Raw genomic sequence first — 17146 nt, 5'->3', positions numbered from 1 at the left:
CCCTTTGTTTCAAAGGGATTATCATGGACTACCGAGATGTTTTTTCGCTAACAGCTAATACGAAATCTGCCATCGTCATTGCGGAGTTTACAAATAGACGGGCGTGATGCTCTGCAATGTTAATTCTTTTCGCACCAACGCCATGAGAATCGCTTCCTTTATTTCGCATTTCAGCTATTGCAGAAAGAATCTTTTCGAGTCCAGAAAGTAATCCATTGATACGCTTGTCCAAGTCTTTGCTTTGGTTCATATTGTATAGCTTCTTAACTTGGTTGTAGAGTTTCCCGATGTCACCACTTTCGGATGGATCTTCGCCTTTCTTTTCGATGACATAGCAAAACACTTCTTCAAGCAATGTGCGTGCTTTGGTGATTGCGCTGTCATAGTTCCCGTCTATGACATCCTTCATGGCTCGTTCGGATAAATCAGTAATATAACTTCTGTCTATCGTTTTGACGGAAGGAGCTGCTACACTAATGGTTGCTCCAAGCTTGCGAATAACAAACTCTTTTCCAATCCGTATAAGTTCATTCCCGCCAAAATACAAAGCGCCATTGATCTGATTGATTACTACATTTACGATCTGAGCATAGGCATATTCAATAACTTCTGGCGTCTGTCCTCTCAGTTTGTCTACAAACTGCCCTTTTGAAAAAAGAAACGCAAGCAAGTCGGATTCCCGTTTATTCTGAATGCAATGTGCCAATAGATCATCAAGGTATGCCCATCTGCTTTGAGCACCACCGTTCCATCCGTATGTGACAGGTAACCCAAATTTATTTGAAATATCACACAGGGTCGGGCCACTCAAATATGGCATTGAAATTTTAATGCCGCTATCTGTGCCATTGACTTCAAGCGTACCAAAATCTACATCGCCGTCCAAAATAGATAAGATGCTTTTTTCACGGAGCAGTTCAAATTTTGATTTTTCTTGCGGCAAATTATTTCCTCCATCATGTAAGTATAGGAAGCGATATTACATACCGTTGTAATTCTCCCAGCGCCATCTGATAAAATCACGATTGGTGAAGTCGGGGAGAACAATTTTCGGTGGAATAGTAGCGCCATAGTCCATCCGTGCTCTTGTAGACAGTTCGACTACGCCTGTTTCGGAAATGCGAAGATGTCCAGCATCAAACAGAGTGTGAATATCTGTTCTCATTGCAAATCCATTTGCAATGGTATCTTCGCCATTATATTTGAACGGCTTGATGTGTGCAGCTTCAAGCACTTCGGGCATGGTAACATTCGTAATAATGCAGCGCTGGCAAGCAGCAAGAACATCGTGACGGAATTTTGCTTGATTGGGGCGACTGATCCTGGAATTCTGAACTCGTTTACGCTCTACTTCCGATGCAACTTCGCTTGTACGAATCTGATCCAAGATCATTTGCAGAGAAGCATCGGTAATCGGAGTTGAAAGAATTTCAGCAATCTCAGATTCGATAAGCGCATTAAGGTGATACTGCTCCGCATCCCTTGTTACTCCATCCGCCTTTTCCAAATAGCCATAGTTTTCGAGAAACAACAGATATTCTCGGGCAATACGAAAATCATTAGCTCCTTCACAGCAATTCGGCCAGTCAGCAATAGTGATCTCATCGGCACGATACCAAAGAAGAAAATTCACATAGTCATCGATTTGTGCATGACAGCCGGAAAGCGGTATAATGATTTTGGTCAGTTCCGTGGTGGTTAAGTAGCCTTGTCCTCTCTTTTTGAGTTCCATTATTACCGACAAAATTATTCTGAGAGGATAAATGATAAGGCTGTGGCTTTCCCAATTTATGCATTCAGCGGGAGTCTGGATATGACTGTTCGGCAACTTGAATGTCTGAATAGTTATTGCAGAAAACTCTGTCTGAGAAATATCATGCTCAGCAACTCGGCGTCCAAAATCAGTAAGGCGAATTATCCCTCGACTGTCATCAGGGATTAGCCCGACAGCTTTCCAATATTGACCGGAGTTACGAATAATGTTTCGTTCACCTGTTCGTCGTGCCAGATCAACACCAATGGAGTCACTTATATCATTCGACAGCTCAACAAGCTCATCCGCAAATTCCTGCGAACTATATTTCAATCCACGCCCCTCCAGCTTTTTCATGCGGAAAAGAACGCCCAATAAGATAACGGGGTCGTTGATACCCTCGGTGCATTGTAAACAAGCCCACTTCCACTTAAAATCAGGGAATGGTTTTGTCGGGACAAAATCTTTTGAGAACATCTACTTGTCACTCCCTTTGTATTGATTGAAAACATTTGCAACGGCATAACCCAGCAATGGCGGGACGGCGTTTCCAATCTGACGATACACTGATGAACGATTGCCGAAAAACTTATAATCCAACGGAAAGCTCTGTACCGCTGCTAATTCACGGCAAGACATTCTTCGTTGGGCATTCGGATGAGGTAAAATAACAACACCGCCTCTGTTATCGCCACGGGCGGTAACAGTTGGAGCAGGCTTTTCGGGGTCTAAAGCTCTATGCCCAAGATAACCGTTAAATTGCAATTTGTATTTTGAATAATCATGATTGGGTAAGTCATTAGGGAGATCAGGGTCTGGTATATTTGACAATGCTTCACCGACACTTACCCACCGTGGCAGCCCATCTCCGCCATCTTTGCTATGAGTCGGTAAGGGGAATATATACTCAAAGTCAATATCGTTACGGACTCCAATTATAATGACTCTTTGTCGTGTTTGCGGGATCCCGTAGTCAGCGGCATTAAGCACGCGATAACTTACTTTGTATCCCAGCGAAGCAAAATCGCTAAGAATCATTTTGAATACAGCACCTTTAGCCAAATTTGTAAGCCCCTTGACATTTTCCGCCAAGAAAAACTTCGGCTTTTTAGCTTCAATCACTCTGATCAATTGTTTATATAACGCATTGCGTTCATCTGCTTCGTGGCGCTTCATATTAGCGACAGAAAACCCCTGGCAAGGAAAGCCTCCGATGACAATATCACATTCTGGAATTTCTTCCGCATCAATTTTGGATATATCTTCGCAAACAATATGATCTCCTAAATTATGCCTGTATGTTTCTACGGCATCCTCATATAAATCATTTGCCCAAATGATTTCATGGCCAGCCATCTTGAAACCTAAATCAAGCCCTCCTGCTCCACTAAAAAGTGATACTACCTTCATACATTTTCTTCCTTTTCAAGTCTCATCAGTTCGTCTCCAAGTTTTCGGGCAAACAAAACCGGAACAGCATTTCCAATCTGTCGATAACATGAATTCATAGTTCCAACAAAATGAAAATCTTCTGGGAAAGTCTGAACACTTGCGCTCTCACGGATTGTTAATCTACGCTTTCCGTTGTAATGCGGGATAGCACAAACGCCGCCTTTTCCATTCCCTCGTGCAAGAACAGTAGGAGACGGCTTATCGGGATCAGTTTTTCTATGTCCTGTGAAATTACGATACTCCACTTTGTAAGCTGAGTAGATATGATTTAGGATATTGTTTTCTTTGTCAGGGTCAGGGAAGTGGTCGATTGCTTCTTTGATCGACACCCATTTGGGCAATTCACCGGATTTAGAATGGGTAGGCTGCGGAAATATAAAACGCAACTCCTTGCCCAAGTCTACTCTCTGTCCAATGATAATAACTCTTTGTCTTGTCTGCGGCACACCATAGTTTGCCATATTCACAAGATTAACAGAAGTGATATAACCAGCAGCTTCAAAGTCAGCCACGATTTGCTTAATTGCTTCTCCTTTACCAAGGCTAAGAATACCTTTTACATTCTCGGCAATGAAAAATTTAGGTTGCTTGATTTTGATGGTGTTGTAGAAAAAGCGGTAAAGTTGGTTTCTATCATCTTCGAGAGTTCTAAGCCTGTTAGCCTGTGAGAATCCCTGACAAGGAAATCCACCTACAACAACATCAGCATCAGGTAATGTGGAAATATCAATGTTCTTAATATCGTCACATACAATATGGTCTCCGATATTTTCTTTGTAGGTTGCTACAGCATCCTTATCAATATCATTAGCCCAGATAACAGTGTTGCCAGCTTGAATCAAACCCAAGTCCAATCCACCAGCCCCACTAAATAGCGAAATGATTTTCATAATGGCTTCTCCTATGTTTGGTCAATTAGCATTTTCAAATGCAGTGCATATTTCAAATATAGTTCAGAAAACGGAATATCACTGTCTTGTTGATAGGTCGTTTTCCTCATTCAACAACTCATAAGTCCGATAATAACTTAGCATCGCCTGAAGTTGCAGTTTATTGGCGAAAAGCTGGCGGTATGTGACGGTTTTCTCTTTGCCTTCGGCTTTGAGCTTTACCATCTTTTCCGTCGTATTGTCATACTGCTTTAAGATGGCGGCAAGCATATCTTCAAAGGCTTTTAGTCTTTTTTCATCCATCGTGAGCCTCGTTACTTTTCCGCCGCAACGCCGGATTTCATCCAAGCGTCCACTTCGCTGATTTTGAATTTCCAAAGCCTGCCGATCTTCGTGGCGGGCATTTCTCTTTTGTCTATCCAAGCGAGTACGGTATCACGGCTGACGCCGAGATATTCGCAGATTTCTTTCATGGAGCACCAGCGTTCAACATTCAAATCCATTTTTGTTGCCCTCACTTTCGGGTAGATATAAAAATACATGTTAAAGTATATCACAAAACCTCGCGTATATCAATGATTTTTATGGATTTATGTAGAATTAAAGGAATTTTCTCTGATATTCAAAGAGGAGAAAAGCAATATTCCCTTGCCCGCCACTTCTGGCGGGCATATTTTTTGCCTATTTTCAAATTTTTTCTTAAAAACAGGTTGTGTTTTGGCGTTTCAATTCCAAATAAGTGAAGGGGTAAAAATTTTTTTCGGATTAAGGGTGTGCATTTGCCTTCTCTCGGTGGGAATAAGTGAGAGGTGTTTTTTGAGACAGAAAATCCTTTTGAAAAAACTTTTCAAATATTTCTTAAAAATAGGGTGCGTTTTAGCCTCCTAATTCCAAATAAGTGAAGGGACTTTTTTTGGCAAGCAAAATAAAGCACCTGCAACCGAAAAAATATTTTCTCATTTTTCCTGTGAAATAGGGTGTCATTTGGCTTTGTAATTCCAAATAAGTGAAGGGTAAAATTTTTTCTCAAAAAATTTTCGAGAAAAAGCCCGAAAATGGGTGTGCATTTCGGCCCCCTTTGTCCAAATGAGTGAAGGGGTCTTTTGCAAAACAAAAAATTTTTTCGAAAACACCCGATAATTTTGCTCTTCCCAGTGGGAACAGGTGAAAGGACTTTTCAAATTCTCAAATAATTTCTGATTTAGACTTGCCACTTGCCGCTTCTCAGTGGGAATAAGTGAAACCCTTCTTACTGTACCTTGAAAATTGAATATTAATCCGAGCGGGATATGACTGTGCCACGACCTTCCGAAAGAAGCGAGCACGGCGACGCCGCTTGACGGGGCAGGGATAGAAAACGACATTTGGAAAAACGCAACAGATATCGGAAGGCACTATGATCCTCACGCCGGTATCTGCCTTACATAGCCATAAAAAAGGAGGATTGAAGCGCTATGAAAAAATCGGAGCTCAAAGAGCTTTATCAGATGATGTTTCCGGAATATCCGGACATCGTGACCGTCCAGCAGCTTCGGGAAATGCTGGGCATCAGTCGTCAGCTTGCCTACGATCTCATCAACGATGGTGAATTGCAGGCAATCAAAATCGGCAACAGTTTCAAAATCCCGAAAGTCAGCGTGATTAACTTCGTGACTGAAGAGAAAAAGGAGGTGAAATCCAGTGCCTGAACGAATCGAACTCACGCCGTCCCAGCGCAGGCGGTGCAACCGCCTGATAAAAAGGCTCTGCGCCAATTATGATGACGGTAACTGCCTGCTGCTGGACGACGGCGAGCCCTGCGTCTGCCCGCAGACCATCTCCTATTCTCTGCTGTGCCGGTATTTCCGCAATGCGGTTTTACCAGCCGAAAAGGAACTGTATGCGTAGATTTTCAAGCAGCGTACATATCACTGTGCCGAGTGCGGGGAGGCTTTTGTGCCGAACTCCAACCGGCAAAAATACTGCCCGTCGTGCAGCAAAAAAGTGCACCGCAGGCAGAAAAACGAGAGTGCGAGAAAGCGCAAAACGGACAATTAGAGGCTTGAAAAAGCCCTGTTTTCAAGGACTTTTAGGTGCCGAACCGGGGTGCATAAAGGAATCATACCAACCCCCTCGATTTCGGCGTTCTAATTGTCCGAATCACAAAAATGAAAGGATGTAGTTATGAAAAGAAAATTAGTGACCGTGGACGCAGAAACCCTGCTGTCCACACCGATGAGCAAGACAATGTTCATCGTCGATGGGCTGATTCCGCAAGGGGTGAATGTCCTGAGTGGAGCCGCCAAAATCGGCAAAAGCTGGCTGATGCTGTGGCTTGGCTTGCAAGTATCGCAGGGGTTCTCCGTTTGGGGAATCCCGACCATGCACTGCGATGTGCTGTATCTCTGCTTGGAGGATACGCTCAAACGAATCAAAGACCGGCTTTTCGATTTGACGGACGATTCAACCCGAAGCTTCCACTTGGCCGTAACCTGCGGCTTGATTGGGAACGGGCTGGAAGAAGAAATCATTAACTTCTTGGAGGACTTCCCGAAAACAAAGCTGGTGATTATTGACACGCTCCAAAAGGTGCGGGATTCCAAGGGAAGCATCGGGAAAACGGGAATGTACGGCAACGATTACGATGATATTTCCGCCATCAAGCGGATCGCAGATGAGCACGATATTTCCATTATCCTCGTTCACCATCTGCGCAAACTGAAGGACGGGGACGATCCGTTCAATGAGGTGTCAGGCTCTACCGGTATCACCGGAGCGGCGGACACCAATTATGTGCTCAAGCGCAAGCGAAGCAGCAGGGATGCCACGCTTCTTGCCTGTGGGCGGGATGTGGAATATCAGGAGTTGACCCTGCGGTTTCAAGATCTGAAATGGGAGCTTGTGGAGCACAAAAACACAGAAGAAATCCGCAAAGCAGAAATTCCGCAGTTCCTTTTTCGGGTAGTGGAATTCATGAAAACCCGCACCGAATGGGTGGGAACCGCCACTGAATTGATCGCCGATATGGCGGAAACCGAAACCACGCCCAATGTGGTAACAAAGTATTTGGGGCAGTTTTCATGCGAGGTACTGGAGCCTGCTGGGATCGAGTACCGAACCAAAAGGACAGGACAGAGCAGGCTGATCAAGTTCATACGGCATGACGGCGGTGACGCAAATGACGGGGCAAACGGTATATAGCGAAAAGTGCGTCACAAGCGTCATTACCGTCACAAACAGAAAATACGCAAAGGAGAAAAAAGCAATGGCAAACTATGAAATTGTAAAGAAAATCGCCGTGCTCGGCGGAAAGCCGGACGGCGTAACCAAGGAAATCAATATCGTAAAATGGGGCGTTTATGATCCGATGATCGACATCCGCCGCTGGCAGGGAGGCATCGCCTCAAAGGGAATTTCACTGAAGCGGGAGGAAGCGCAGAAGCTGTTGGAGGCTTTGAAAATCGTATTTGGGGAGACGGAAGCATGAGAAGCAAAACACTTGGAATCAACGTGCGGGTAACGCCGGCGGAGAAAGAAAAGCTTTTGAAGAATGCCGATTACTGTGCGCTATCTCTTTCAGAATATCTGCGGAGGCTGGGGCTTGGAATGAATGTTGAAGCAACAGTCCGAGAAAAAGATTACCGGCTTTTCCGGCAGTTAAAGCAACTGAGAGCAGCCATTCCGCAGATTGAAAAGGATGAAATTATCCGCTGTATAGATGCGATTTTGAAAGAATTACGTTAGGCAGAAAATGGCTGCGCTATCGTAGCGAGCAGACCGTTTGTACTCCCAAAGGTCGTAAAACGGTAAATCTCGTTAGGGCGCACCCTAATACCCCTCAACGAAAGGAAGAACATGATGAATCGAAGAATCAAAAAACAGTTCTGGCTTTCTCCGCAGGACGCCAGAGAGTTAAAACGCAAGGCAAAGCTTTGCGGCATTACAGAAACAGCGGTGATCCGAATCCTGCTTCACGGCTACGAGCCGAAGGAAAAGCCGGACGCAAGATTTTATGAAGCCATGCGTCAGCTTTCCGCCATCGGCAACAATATCAACCAGCTTGCCGTGAAAGCAAACGCCCTCGGCTTTATCGACGCATCGATGCTGAAAGCGGAAGCGTTACGCTGGCACAAATTTCAGGCGGACATCGAGGCAGTGTTTCTCCGTCCCGGTGAAAGCAATCTGAAATGGCAATAAAGGAGGCAAACATCATGACAAAACGAAAATCTGATTTTACTTTACCAATGAATTCATTAGATGAGTTGTTTTCCTCACAAGAGGAGCGGGACGATGCAAAGCTGGAGCGAGTCAAAGAGATTCCGCTTACTGAGCTGTACCCATTCAAGAATCATCCGTTCAAAATCCAAAACAATGGCGAGATGAAACTCTTGATCGAGAGTATCCAAAAGTTCGGTACACTTACACCGGCGCTTGCACGACCGATGCAAGATGGCGGGTACGAGCTGATCTCCGGGCACAGGAGGCTGGCGGCGTGTCAGGTGCTGGGTATCGAGACAATGCCCGTAATTATTCGAGAGATGAGCAACGATGAAGCAGTCATTGCGATGGTGGACGCTAACCTGCAACGGGAACATATTTTGCCCAGCGAAAAAGCATTTGCATACAAGATGAAACTGGAAGCGATTAAACATCAAGGTATTGCTTCTTCCCAAGTTGGGAAGAAGTTACTGAGCATTGAAAAAGTCGGAGAAGATAGTGGAGATAGTCGAAATCAAGTGCACAGATATATCCGCTTAACTTACTTAATCCCCGAATTACTTTCAATGGTGGATGACGGAAAAATCGCTTTCAACCCTGCGGTGGAAATCTCGTACTTAGAGCAGTCGGAACAACGGGTATTGTTAAACGCAATGGAGCTCAACGACTGCACTCCGTCCCACGCACAGAGCATACGACTGAAAAAGCTCTCACAGGATGGCGTACTGAACGAACAGACAATCTACGACATCCTCGCCGAGCAGAAGCCCAACCAGCAGGAGCAGTTTAAATTCAAGCGGGAGGATATCCGCAAATACTTCCCCAAAAGCTACACGGACAAGCAAGTCTGTGATACGGTCATTAAGCTGTTGGAACAATGGCAGCGCAGACGGGAACGTGACAGGGACAGCCGCTAATTCGAACCGAAAATGTGTGCGGAGCACGACCTTCACACAATGGAAAGAACGGCACCGGCAGGGTATAATGGCCTTGTCGGTGCCGAACTGTCCTGTGTAAAAGCAAAGAAAGGAGTTTTACAAATTGGTATCAGGACATTTACAGGTTAAAAAGGGATACTACTACGCTGTGCTGAGTTATTACGACAGCAAAAACAAGCGGCACGTCAAGTACGTATCCACCGGACTTCCCGAAAAGGGAAACAAACGTAAGGCTGAAGCGGAGCTTGTGAAAATCCGTAACGCCTTTGAACCACCAGCAGAGATCGGCGAGCTTTGCTCCAATATGCTCTTCGCCGACTATCTGCTCGGCTGGCTGGAAATTGTCAAGGTCAGGGTGAAGCCCACCACCTTCGGCTCCTATGAGAGCATGGTGAAGCAGACCATCGAGCCGTATTTCCGAAACAAGCCGATTACCCTAAAGGACTTGGAAGCAAGACACATCCAACAGTTCTATTCCGAAAAGCTGAAAACCGTCAAGCCCAATTCCGTCATCCACTATCACGCCGTGATCCATCAGGCGCTGAAATACGCCATGAAAACCGATCTGGTAGCGCAGAACGTGGCGATGAAGGTAGACCGCCCAAAGAAGAATGATTTCCAGCCGGTATTTCTGGATGCGGCGGAGCTTCAGCACTTATTTGAAGTGGTCAAGGGTACAAAGCTTGAGCTGCCGGTGCTGGTCGCCGCCTTTTACGGTCTGCGCCGTGGAGAGGTGCTGGGGCTCAAGTGGGACGCTATCGACTTTGAGCGGGGAACGCTGACCATCAAACGGACGGTGACCTCCGTCAATGTGGGTGGAAAAACGCAGATCATCGAGCAGGAGTCGGCAAAAACAAAATCCAGTATGCGCACTTTGCCGCTGGTGGGAAGATTCAAGGAATACTTTGCAGAGGTCAAGGCGGCGCAGGAGCTGAACAAGCAGGTCTGCGGCAACTGCTACAACTACGAATACGACGGATTTGTATTCGTGGACGAGTTGGGCGAGCGGATGAGGCCCGATTATCTGACCTCACAATTTCCCGCCTTTATTCAGCGGCACGGCATGAAAAAGATGCGCTTCCACGATCTCAGGCATAGCTGCGCATCTCTCTTGCTTGCCAACGGCGTACCCCTCAAGCAGATTCAGGATTGGCTGGGGCATTCGGATTTTTCCACCACGGCGAACATCTACGCCCATCTGGATTACAGTTCGAAACTCTCCTCGGCGCAGGCGATGGTGTGCGGTATGCCGCTTCCCGAAGCGGGCGATTTCGGCAGCAGATGGGAGCAAAACGCAGAAAAAAGCGGGGAATAAAACAAAAAGCTGTTCTTTCCAAATTTATGGAAAGAACAGCCCAAAATCGGGTGATTTTTGGAGCGGGCACAAAAAAGAAAAAATCCAGAAACCCGCATGGTTACTGGATTTTTGTGGCGGAGACGGTGGGATTCGAACCCACGTGGCGCTCATCACGCCAAAACGATTTCGAGTCGTTCTCGTTATGACCACTTCGATACGTCTCCGTATATGTCAGCCCGCCGTTTTTTCCTGCCTTTTTTCGGTGAAAAAGGGCTTTGGAAAGAACTGACGGAAAGAACAACAAAATATTCCGTTTTTCGAACTGCGTGACCCCGCATGGTTACTGGATTTTCAGTGGACAAAACTGACACTGATTTTAAAAATTTCGAGTCAGCCCCGTTATGACCACTTCGATACCTCTCCATGTATGTTAACTCGGGAAACCGAGATTAACGCAAATATTCGGTTGTATTAGAATTCCTGTTAGAACTCACGGTGTGCCTGCGGCGGGCGAATGCCCGAAACCCGCACGGTTAAAGGCTTTTCGGAAGTTTTACTTCCGTTTGCCGAGGGAGATTTCGAGTGTCGCACCTTCGACCTCTCGGACAACTCTCCGTATATCTCAAGTGTAATCCTTGCTCCGGAAGAATGCAAGAAAAACACGCAAGAACGATATGAAATTGTGAAATCCGAACCCGCGCAAAGCCCTGTGCGGCGGACATTTTCAGCGGACGAAACGGCCGGAGCTTCCAAAAATTTCGAGTCAGCCCTGTTATGACCACTTCGATACCTCTGCACAAGTGCTTTTTTATACTACCACAGTTTTCGCCCGGGTGCAACTGATTTGTAAGGATTTTTTTCCTATTGGCGGCATAAGGTGAAAGAAGAGGTGAAGCCCATGATCCCTACCATTTTCATCCCCGGCCGGCAGGAGGCTCTGCGCAGCTACCGGGAGGCCATTTATTCCGCCGGGGGCGTTCCTATTTGCAGTCTCAGCGCTGCTGACTCCGCTCTGTGCGGCGGTCTGCTGCTCCCCGGCGGCGGCGACATCGGGGAAAGACTTGACGAACCCGAGCGAAAGCTGATACAATCCTTTGTACAGAGCGGACGCCCGATCCTGGGCATCTGTCGGGGGATGCAGGCGCTGAATGTGTACTTCGGCGGCGACCTGTACAGCCATATCCCGGGCCACCAACAGCCCCGGGGCGACCTGGTTCACGGGACCCTGGCCGTGGGGCAGCTGGCCCGCCTTCTGGGCCGCCGACCGGCGGTGACAAGCAACCATCACCAGGCCCTTCGCCATTTGGGCCAAGGCCTGCAAGCGGTGCAGGTGACCCCCGATGGCGTTATTGAGGCAGTGGCTCACGGGGCGCTTCCTGTGTGGGGTGTCCAGTGGCACCCGGAGCGGCAGAGCTTCCTTCGGCGCCGCTCCGATGCAGTGGACGCTGCGCCTATTTTTACATTCTTTTTATCAAAAATGAGGGGATAGCCTATGGCCGCAGGTATGAAAGAACTGAATTTGGAAGCGGGGATGCCTCCGGTGGACACAGCCCTGCGCTGGCTGGAGGCCGAGCTGCACGCCGCCCGGAAAATGGGCCGCCCCGGACTGAAGCTGATCCACGGGTACGGCTCCTCCGGCACCGGCGGTAAGATACGCACCGCCTGCCGCAAATATCTGCGGGAGCAGGCCAAAGCGGGCCGGGTGCGTCTTGTGATCCGGGGAGAGGATTTCTCCATTTTCAGCGAGGAGACCCGCCGCAGCTTCACCCTCTGTGCCCAGCTGCGGGGAGACCGGGATCTGGACCGGGAAAATCGGGGTGTGACCTTTGTGATTCTGTGATTTCAATGGGGCGGGACATCCTTTTTGGGTTTCCCTCACACGCCTTTCCTTGCCGTTATCGCAAATCCAACCGCTTTATCGAGGACCTCAAAAATATCACAGTTTTTTTAGAATTTATATTGACAAAGTTTCTCCAAAATGGTATGATAACCAAGCTGACGATTTCTTCGGAGGGCAGACGCGGGTGTAGCACAATGGCCAGGGCACCAGCCTTCCAAGCTGGGGATGCGGGTTCGATTCCCGTCACCCGCTCCAACTTCTTTTCCTATGCGCCAGTAGCTCAGTTGGATAGAGCAACTGCCTTCTAAGCAGTGGGCCAGGGGTTCGAGTCCCTTCTGGCGTGCCACTTTTTTGGAGTATGTCGCCAGTTCCCGTGTGCATGATATGTGGTGGGTGTAGCTCAGTTGGTTAGAGCACCGGATTGTGGTTCCGGGTGTCGAGGGTTCGAGTCCCTTTACCCACCCCACTGATAATCAGGGATTGGGAGCGATCCCAATCCCTGATCGATTTTCCACACAGGGGTGTAGCCAAGTGGTAAGGCAAGGGACTTTGACTCCCTCATCCGCTGGTTCGAGTCCAGCCATCCCTGCCAAGCCTTTCCTCGGCGCGCCGCGCCGCGAGAATATTCGCTCCGTTAGCTCAGTAGGTAGAGCACCTGCCTTTTAAGCAGGGTGTCCGGGGTTCGAATCCCCGACGGGGCACCAAAATAGAGCCACCCATTTCGGGTGGCTCTATTTTGGCGTTTGGCGTTTTTCTGCAAAACGGGGCCGTACACCGCTCTTTAATTTGCGAAGAAACTTTTCCCCGGGGGTGGAAAATGTCAAATGGCTGTGCTATACTGCCCGAGAAGCAGCAGGGGCCGCTCCTATTTCCTATTTCATAATACGCAAAATACAAGAGGGGATGATTATGATGTGGTTTATGTTCGCGTTGCTGTCCGCCGTGTTCGCGGCACTCACCTCTATTTTGGCGAAGATCGGCATTGACGGTGTAAATTCCAACCTGGCCACGGCCATCCGCACTGTGGTGGTTGTGCTTATGGCCTGGGGCATGGTATTTCTCACCGGCGGCCAGGGCGGCATCTCGGGGATCAGCCGGAAGAGCTGGCTTTTCCTTATCCTCTCGGGCCTGGCCACCGGCGCCTCCTGGCTGTGCTACTACAAGGCTTTGCAAATGGGCGAGGCGTCCAAGGTGGTGCCCATCGACAAGCTGAGCGTGGTCATCACCCTGGTGCTGGCCTTTGTTTTCTTGCATGAAAAATTTACCCCAAAATCCCTCGTCGGCTGTGTCCTCATCACCATAGGCACCCTGGTCATGGTCCTGTGACGCAGAGCCATTCTTTTAAAAGTGAGTGTTGTCCATGAACCGTTCTACCTTACAAGTTTTAGGCTGCTACATTCTCTGGGGCCTGCTGCCGGTGTTTTGGAAGCTGCTGGCCGGGGTCAACGCAGCTTATGTGCTGGCCCAGCGGGTAGTTTTCTCCTGCCTGTTCTGCTATGCGTTTATATGGGTAAAAAAGGACGGCCCCGCCGTTCGGGCCATTCTGCGGGATAAAAAGCAGCGCCGGCTGTACCTGTGCTGCGGCCTGCTTATTTCCGTAAACTGGGGCGTTTATATCCTCACGGTTACTACCGGGCGCATACTGGAGGCGAGCCTGGCCTATTACATGAATCCCCTGTTCTCCATCCTCATCGGCGCACTGATCTTCCGGGAGCGACTTACCGCCGTGCAGTGGGTGTCCTCGGCTTTGGCTTTCATTGGGGTCATGTATTCCGTGGTGCTCTATGGCAATGTGCCGTATTTGGCCATTATCATCGCCCTGAGCTTCGCCCTGTATGGGGCGCTGAAGAAGGGTATCCGGGCCCGGAGCGAGGTCTCCATCTGCATGGAGACCCTGTCGGTGCTGCCCTTGGCCCTGGGCTTTATCCTGTACGCACAGTTCTCGGGGCTCACCACTTTTTCCTCCCTGACCGGCTCGGAAATTGCCTTTTTGGTCCTCAGCGGGGCGGTGACCTCCGTTCCCCTGATGCTTTTTGCCAGCGGCATCAAGCAGACCAGCATCACCGCCGCAGGCATCCTCATGTATGTAAATCCCACGCTCCAGCTCTTACTGGGTGTGTTTGTCTACGGGGAAGCCTTTACCAAAGCCAACGCCGTCACCTTCGCCTTTGTTTGGCTTGCCGTGATCCTCTTCGTGGCCGACACGCTTCGCCACCGCAGGCACGCTTAAATCGGAAAAAATAAACCAGGAGCCTTCCGGGACTCGCCCCTGGAGGCGGCAAGCCCCGGGAGGGCTTTGACAAGCTGAAGAGCGCTTTGGAGAAAAACTCCAAAGCGCTCTTGGGTCTTCTTACGAGAGCTTCCGTTACAGGTTCTTCTCGTAGGACTCGATCATCTTCTTGACCATCTGACCGCCCACGCTGCCGGCCTCACGAGAGGTCAGGTCGCCGTTGTAGCCGTCCTTCAGGTTGACGCCAACCACTCATTATTATAATATAGACGGAACAAGAGACATCTCAACGTGTAAACACGGGAGATGTCTCTTGTTCTTAGGCTGATAGGATATCAGTTACTCTTTTACAAACGATTACGTTGAGGAGGCGCTTGTTATACGCCTGCGACACAAGTAATCTCAAACAAATACGGCTCAGCAACTGTGGGAGCCACAACGGTATAACGGGCAGGGGCTACATCCATGTTCAGGAAATAACGATCCCACACCTTGTTGGCAATGGTGCGATCTTCACGTTTGCCGATAAAGATTTGGCAGAAAAGAACCTTCTCAAGACTGGAGCCGGCGGCTTCCAGGACATTCTTCATGTTGAGGAAAGCACGCTCACATTGCGCTTCCAGACCATCCATAAGAACTTCATTCTCATCCTCGCCAACCATACCGGAGATAAACACCAGGTTACCATATTTGATAGCTTGGGAGACGTTGTGAGTAGGGGTAGCAACCAAAGGAGTATAAACTTTTTCTTTCTTGAATTCCATCACAGTATTTCCTTTCAAATTTGTTATTCACCTTCGACGGGAGTCAGTATTTCCACCGTACCGTTAATGCCGTCGAGCCTGATGTAGTCGCCGTCATGGATCTCCTTGCAGGGATCGCAGTTAGCCGGAAAATCCGCAACACAGGGGCGTCTGGTGTTGAAGATCGCGGTGCCGCACTTGGAGTCCATCGTGGTGAAAACATAGCCAATGGGCCCAACACCATTATACTCGCTGTTACGGAACATATCGGACCACCCCAAAGAACCGCGGCTGCAAGGCATTACGATGATCTTACCGGCAAAGCTATCTCCATAATGGACATTGCCCTTTTCCGTCACAATACCGGTCTTTACATCCGCACCATTCCAGCCCACGATGCTGTTGGGGCAGACAAAGGCGTAACCCTCGACCACGGGCCCCCATGCGGGACGGCCTTTGATGATCTTATTCTTACTCATATCTCCTTTTAACCTTCCAATAACCGCTGATGGCAGCATCGATGACCTGCTCATCGGAGCCGTAATAGATGGGACAGTCCCGCTCATCCTTGCTGCCGTTGCACAGCTTGAAGGAGGACAGACCAATGGACTTGGCACCCTTGGCTACGTTGATGGTACGCAGGATGCAGCCACTGGTCAGAACCTCCGCGCCCCAATCCTTCAGATCCTGAATAATGTGGGACTGCTCCGCCATGGCATACTGCGCGATGTTGGTGAACACGCAGAAGCGGACGCCTTCCTTAACCTTCCGCCCGTTCATGTACCGCCAGATGCGGACAAGCTCCTCGGCGGAACAGTTGGGGCAACCGATCTGCAAATAGTCAGCCGGGCCGGACACTTTGCAGCAAATCTCATCCCAATAGGACTGTAGTATCTCATTGGTAATGGTGAATTCCGCGACGGGCTCATGGCCTCCCATAGCCATCTCATATGTCTGGGCCTCGGGGGACACTCCCACGATCAGGCACAGCTCACAGCCGCTGGTCACCGCCAGTGCAGTGAAGAAGGACTTCAGCTTGATGAGATCGGGCCGTTCAAAATCGCCGCAGATCACGGGGACGGCGTTGGGAGTCAGACGACGCCCCACGGCGGCACCCAGCAGATCCCAGTCTGTCTTGTCCTTGGTATCGCAGGCCAGATGGAACACATGGGTGCCGTGGCGGTTTTCCGGCAGGTGCAGGCCCCACTTGGGTGCGCGGCCGCAGATCGCTGCGCAGAAGGTGGTGTTACCGCCGCCGCCATAGCCCCGTGCGCCCAAAACGGAGTTGCAGTACAGCACGTTGCTGGATTCGGTGGTAACGAAATACTCACCCATGACGGGCAGCCATCCGGCCAGATAGGGGGCGCAGGTGGAACCGATTACCACGCCGTGCGCCGCCGCATCAGCGAGGATATGCTGGTTATTCTCGTAAAACTCGCGGGTCTGTTGCGTCCACTGCCACTGAAATGTGTCACAGCAGTGTACGTCATCGATGACGAAGGTGCTCTCGTTAAAGCTGTTAAAGGTGGTGGGGTCCATCCCGGGGCATTTCAGCTTGGTCTGCCAGTCGTGGTAGCCCATGGCCAGAATATCGGGGCGGTCCAGATTCCCATCGGGGAAGTCGGACGGTTCACAGGTGGAACCGCAGCACAGATGAGCCTTGGTAATGGGTACCAGCTCCTCCGCGCCCAGAATCCGCGCATAGTCGATGATCTTCTGCAATGCGACCTGCTTGGCAGCACCGTATTTACCATCAAGCATTTCCTGCTCGTAGGGTGTCAACCGAATCATATCATGCAATCTCCT

At 49.2% G+C, this 17146-nt stretch carries 20 protein-coding genes, 6 tRNA genes and 2 pseudogenes; 17 read left to right on the top strand and 11 right to left on the bottom strand.

Features of this window, described 5'->3' with window-relative positions; genetic code table 11:
* Positions 1–28: 28 nt before the first annotated feature.
* The 6 genes from KI236_RS06555 to KI236_RS06530 all read right to left on the bottom strand — a co-directional run bounded on the left by KI236_RS06555 (position 29) and on the right by KI236_RS06530 (position 4598).
* Positions 29–943, bottom strand: a complete 915-nt coding sequence (locus tag KI236_RS06555; RefSeq protein ID WP_212820368.1) for an abortive infection family protein — start codon at positions 941–943, stop codon at positions 29–31.
* A 36-nt stretch (positions 944–979) separates the two neighbouring features.
* Positions 980–2230, bottom strand: a complete 1251-nt coding sequence (locus KI236_RS06550; protein WP_212820366.1) for an AlwI family type II restriction endonuclease — start codon at positions 2228–2230, stop codon at positions 980–982.
* Entirely contained in the window at positions 2231–3163 is a 933-nt protein-coding gene (locus KI236_RS06545) for a DNA cytosine methyltransferase (RefSeq protein WP_212820364.1), read from the bottom strand.
* On the bottom strand, positions 3160–4095 hold the full coding sequence (locus KI236_RS06540) for a DNA cytosine methyltransferase (protein ID WP_212820362.1): 936 nt from the start codon (positions 4093–4095) through the stop codon (positions 3160–3162). The genes KI236_RS06545 and KI236_RS06540 overlap by 4 nt, the downstream gene beginning before the upstream one ends.
* A 78-nt stretch (positions 4096–4173) precedes the next feature.
* Positions 4174–4398: a hypothetical protein gene (locus tag KI236_RS06535; protein ID WP_212820360.1), complete on the bottom strand. Its 225-nt coding sequence runs from the start codon at positions 4396–4398 to the stop codon at positions 4174–4176.
* A gap of 11 nt (positions 4399–4409) precedes the next feature.
* On the bottom strand, positions 4410–4598 hold the full coding sequence (locus KI236_RS06530; protein ID WP_212820358.1) for a helix-turn-helix domain-containing protein: 189 nt from the start codon (positions 4596–4598) through the stop codon (positions 4410–4412).
* Positions 4599–5549: 951 nt separating this feature from the next.
* Between KI236_RS06530 and KI236_RS06525 the strand changes: the two genes are divergently transcribed.
* The 8 genes and pseudogenes from KI236_RS06525 (at position 5550) to KI236_RS06490 (ending at position 10545) form a co-directional block, all read left to right on the top strand.
* Positions 5550–5783, top strand: coding sequence for a helix-turn-helix domain-containing protein (locus KI236_RS06525; RefSeq protein ID WP_176792201.1), 234 nt, complete (start codon positions 5550–5552; stop codon positions 5781–5783).
* A pseudogene (locus tag KI236_RS06520) lies at positions 5776–6132 on the top strand (cysteine-rich VLP domain-containing protein). The gene KI236_RS06525 and the pseudogene KI236_RS06520 overlap by 8 nt, the downstream one beginning before the upstream one ends.
* A gap of 126 nt (positions 6133–6258) precedes the next feature.
* Entirely contained in the window at positions 6259–7275 is a 1017-nt protein-coding gene (locus KI236_RS06515; protein WP_212820356.1) for an AAA family ATPase, read from the top strand.
* Between the two features lie 64 nt (positions 7276–7339).
* Positions 7340–7561, top strand: a complete 222-nt coding sequence (locus tag KI236_RS06510) for a hypothetical protein (RefSeq protein WP_212820354.1) — start codon at positions 7340–7342, stop codon at positions 7559–7561.
* On the top strand, positions 7558–7818 hold the full coding sequence (locus tag KI236_RS06505) for a plasmid mobilization protein (RefSeq protein ID WP_212820352.1): 261 nt from the start codon (positions 7558–7560) through the stop codon (positions 7816–7818). The genes KI236_RS06510 and KI236_RS06505 overlap by 4 nt, the downstream gene beginning before the upstream one ends.
* A 114-nt stretch (positions 7819–7932) precedes the next feature.
* Entirely contained in the window at positions 7933–8271 is a 339-nt protein-coding gene (locus KI236_RS06500; RefSeq protein WP_408059047.1) for a plasmid mobilization protein, read from the top strand.
* 14 nt (positions 8272–8285) lie between these two features.
* Positions 8286–9209 carry a ParB/RepB/Spo0J family partition protein gene (locus KI236_RS06495; RefSeq protein ID WP_212820348.1) on the top strand — a complete coding sequence of 308 codons (924 nt, stop codon included), beginning with the start codon at positions 8286–8288 and terminating at the stop codon, positions 9207–9209.
* Between the two features lie 124 nt (positions 9210–9333).
* A complete protein-coding gene (locus KI236_RS06490) occupies positions 9334–10545 on the top strand; it encodes a site-specific integrase (RefSeq protein WP_212820346.1) in 1212 nt (403 codons plus the stop codon).
* Positions 10546–10659: 114 nt separating this feature from the next.
* Here the strand turns inward: KI236_RS06490 and KI236_RS06485 are convergent.
* A tRNA-Ser gene (locus tag KI236_RS06485) sits at positions 10660–10751 on the bottom strand.
* Between the two features lie 674 nt (positions 10752–11425).
* Here KI236_RS06485 and KI236_RS06480 point away from each other — a divergent pair.
* The 9 genes from KI236_RS06480 (at position 11426) to rarD (ending at position 14597) form a co-directional block, all read left to right on the top strand.
* Positions 11426–12016, top strand: a complete 591-nt coding sequence (locus KI236_RS06480; protein ID WP_212820344.1) for a gamma-glutamyl-gamma-aminobutyrate hydrolase family protein — start codon at positions 11426–11428, stop codon at positions 12014–12016.
* A 3-nt stretch (positions 12017–12019) separates the two neighbouring features.
* Positions 12020–12367 carry a Smr/MutS family protein gene (locus KI236_RS06475; RefSeq protein WP_212820342.1) on the top strand — a complete coding sequence of 116 codons (348 nt, stop codon included), beginning with the start codon at positions 12020–12022 and terminating at the stop codon, positions 12365–12367.
* A 180-nt stretch (positions 12368–12547) separates the two neighbouring features.
* A tRNA-Gly gene (locus KI236_RS06470) sits at positions 12548–12622 on the top strand.
* A gap of 14 nt (positions 12623–12636) precedes the next feature.
* Positions 12637–12713 (top strand) — tRNA-Arg (locus tag KI236_RS06465).
* A 43-nt stretch (positions 12714–12756) separates the two neighbouring features.
* Positions 12757–12833: transfer RNA gene (locus tag KI236_RS06460), tRNA-His, on the top strand.
* Positions 12834–12884: 51 nt separating this feature from the next.
* A tRNA-Gln gene (locus KI236_RS06455) sits at positions 12885–12959 on the top strand.
* Positions 12960–12995: 36 nt separating this feature from the next.
* Positions 12996–13071: transfer RNA gene (locus KI236_RS06450), tRNA-Lys, on the top strand.
* 208 nt (positions 13072–13279) lie between these two features.
* Positions 13280–13693: an EamA family transporter gene (locus tag KI236_RS06445; protein WP_212820690.1), complete on the top strand. Its 414-nt coding sequence runs from the start codon at positions 13280–13282 to the stop codon at positions 13691–13693.
* Positions 13694–13727: 34 nt separating this feature from the next.
* Complete coding sequence (rarD, locus tag KI236_RS06440) at positions 13728–14597, top strand: EamA family transporter RarD (RefSeq protein WP_212820340.1); 870 nt, start codon at positions 13728–13730, stop codon at positions 14595–14597.
* A gap of 135 nt (positions 14598–14732) precedes the next feature.
* Here rarD and KI236_RS06435 read toward each other — a convergent pair.
* From KI236_RS06435 to KI236_RS06420, 4 genes and pseudogenes are all read right to left on the bottom strand, one after another.
* Positions 14733–14846, bottom strand: a pseudogene (locus tag KI236_RS06435) (alpha/beta-type small acid-soluble spore protein); the annotation flags it as partial.
* Positions 14847–14974: 128 nt separating this feature from the next.
* Entirely contained in the window at positions 14975–15361 is a 387-nt protein-coding gene (locus tag KI236_RS06430; protein ID WP_212820338.1) for a RidA family protein, read from the bottom strand.
* A gap of 23 nt (positions 15362–15384) precedes the next feature.
* Entirely contained in the window at positions 15385–15819 is a 435-nt protein-coding gene (locus tag KI236_RS06425; protein ID WP_212820336.1) for an aconitase X swivel domain-containing protein, read from the bottom strand.
* On the bottom strand, positions 15812–17131 hold the full coding sequence (locus tag KI236_RS06420) for an aconitase X (RefSeq protein WP_212820334.1): 1320 nt from the start codon (positions 17129–17131) through the stop codon (positions 15812–15814). Before KI236_RS06420 ends, KI236_RS06425 begins: the two co-directional genes overlap by 8 nt.
* Positions 17132–17146: the final 15 nt, after the last annotated feature.

The organism is Vescimonas fastidiosa, assembly GCF_018326305.1.
In the GTDB taxonomy this organism is placed as follows: Bacteria; Bacillota; Clostridia; order Oscillospirales; family Oscillospiraceae; genus Vescimonas; species Vescimonas fastidiosa.
Note: the sequence above shows the minus strand (reverse complement) of the source record. Positions and strands in the feature narration are given on the sequence as shown.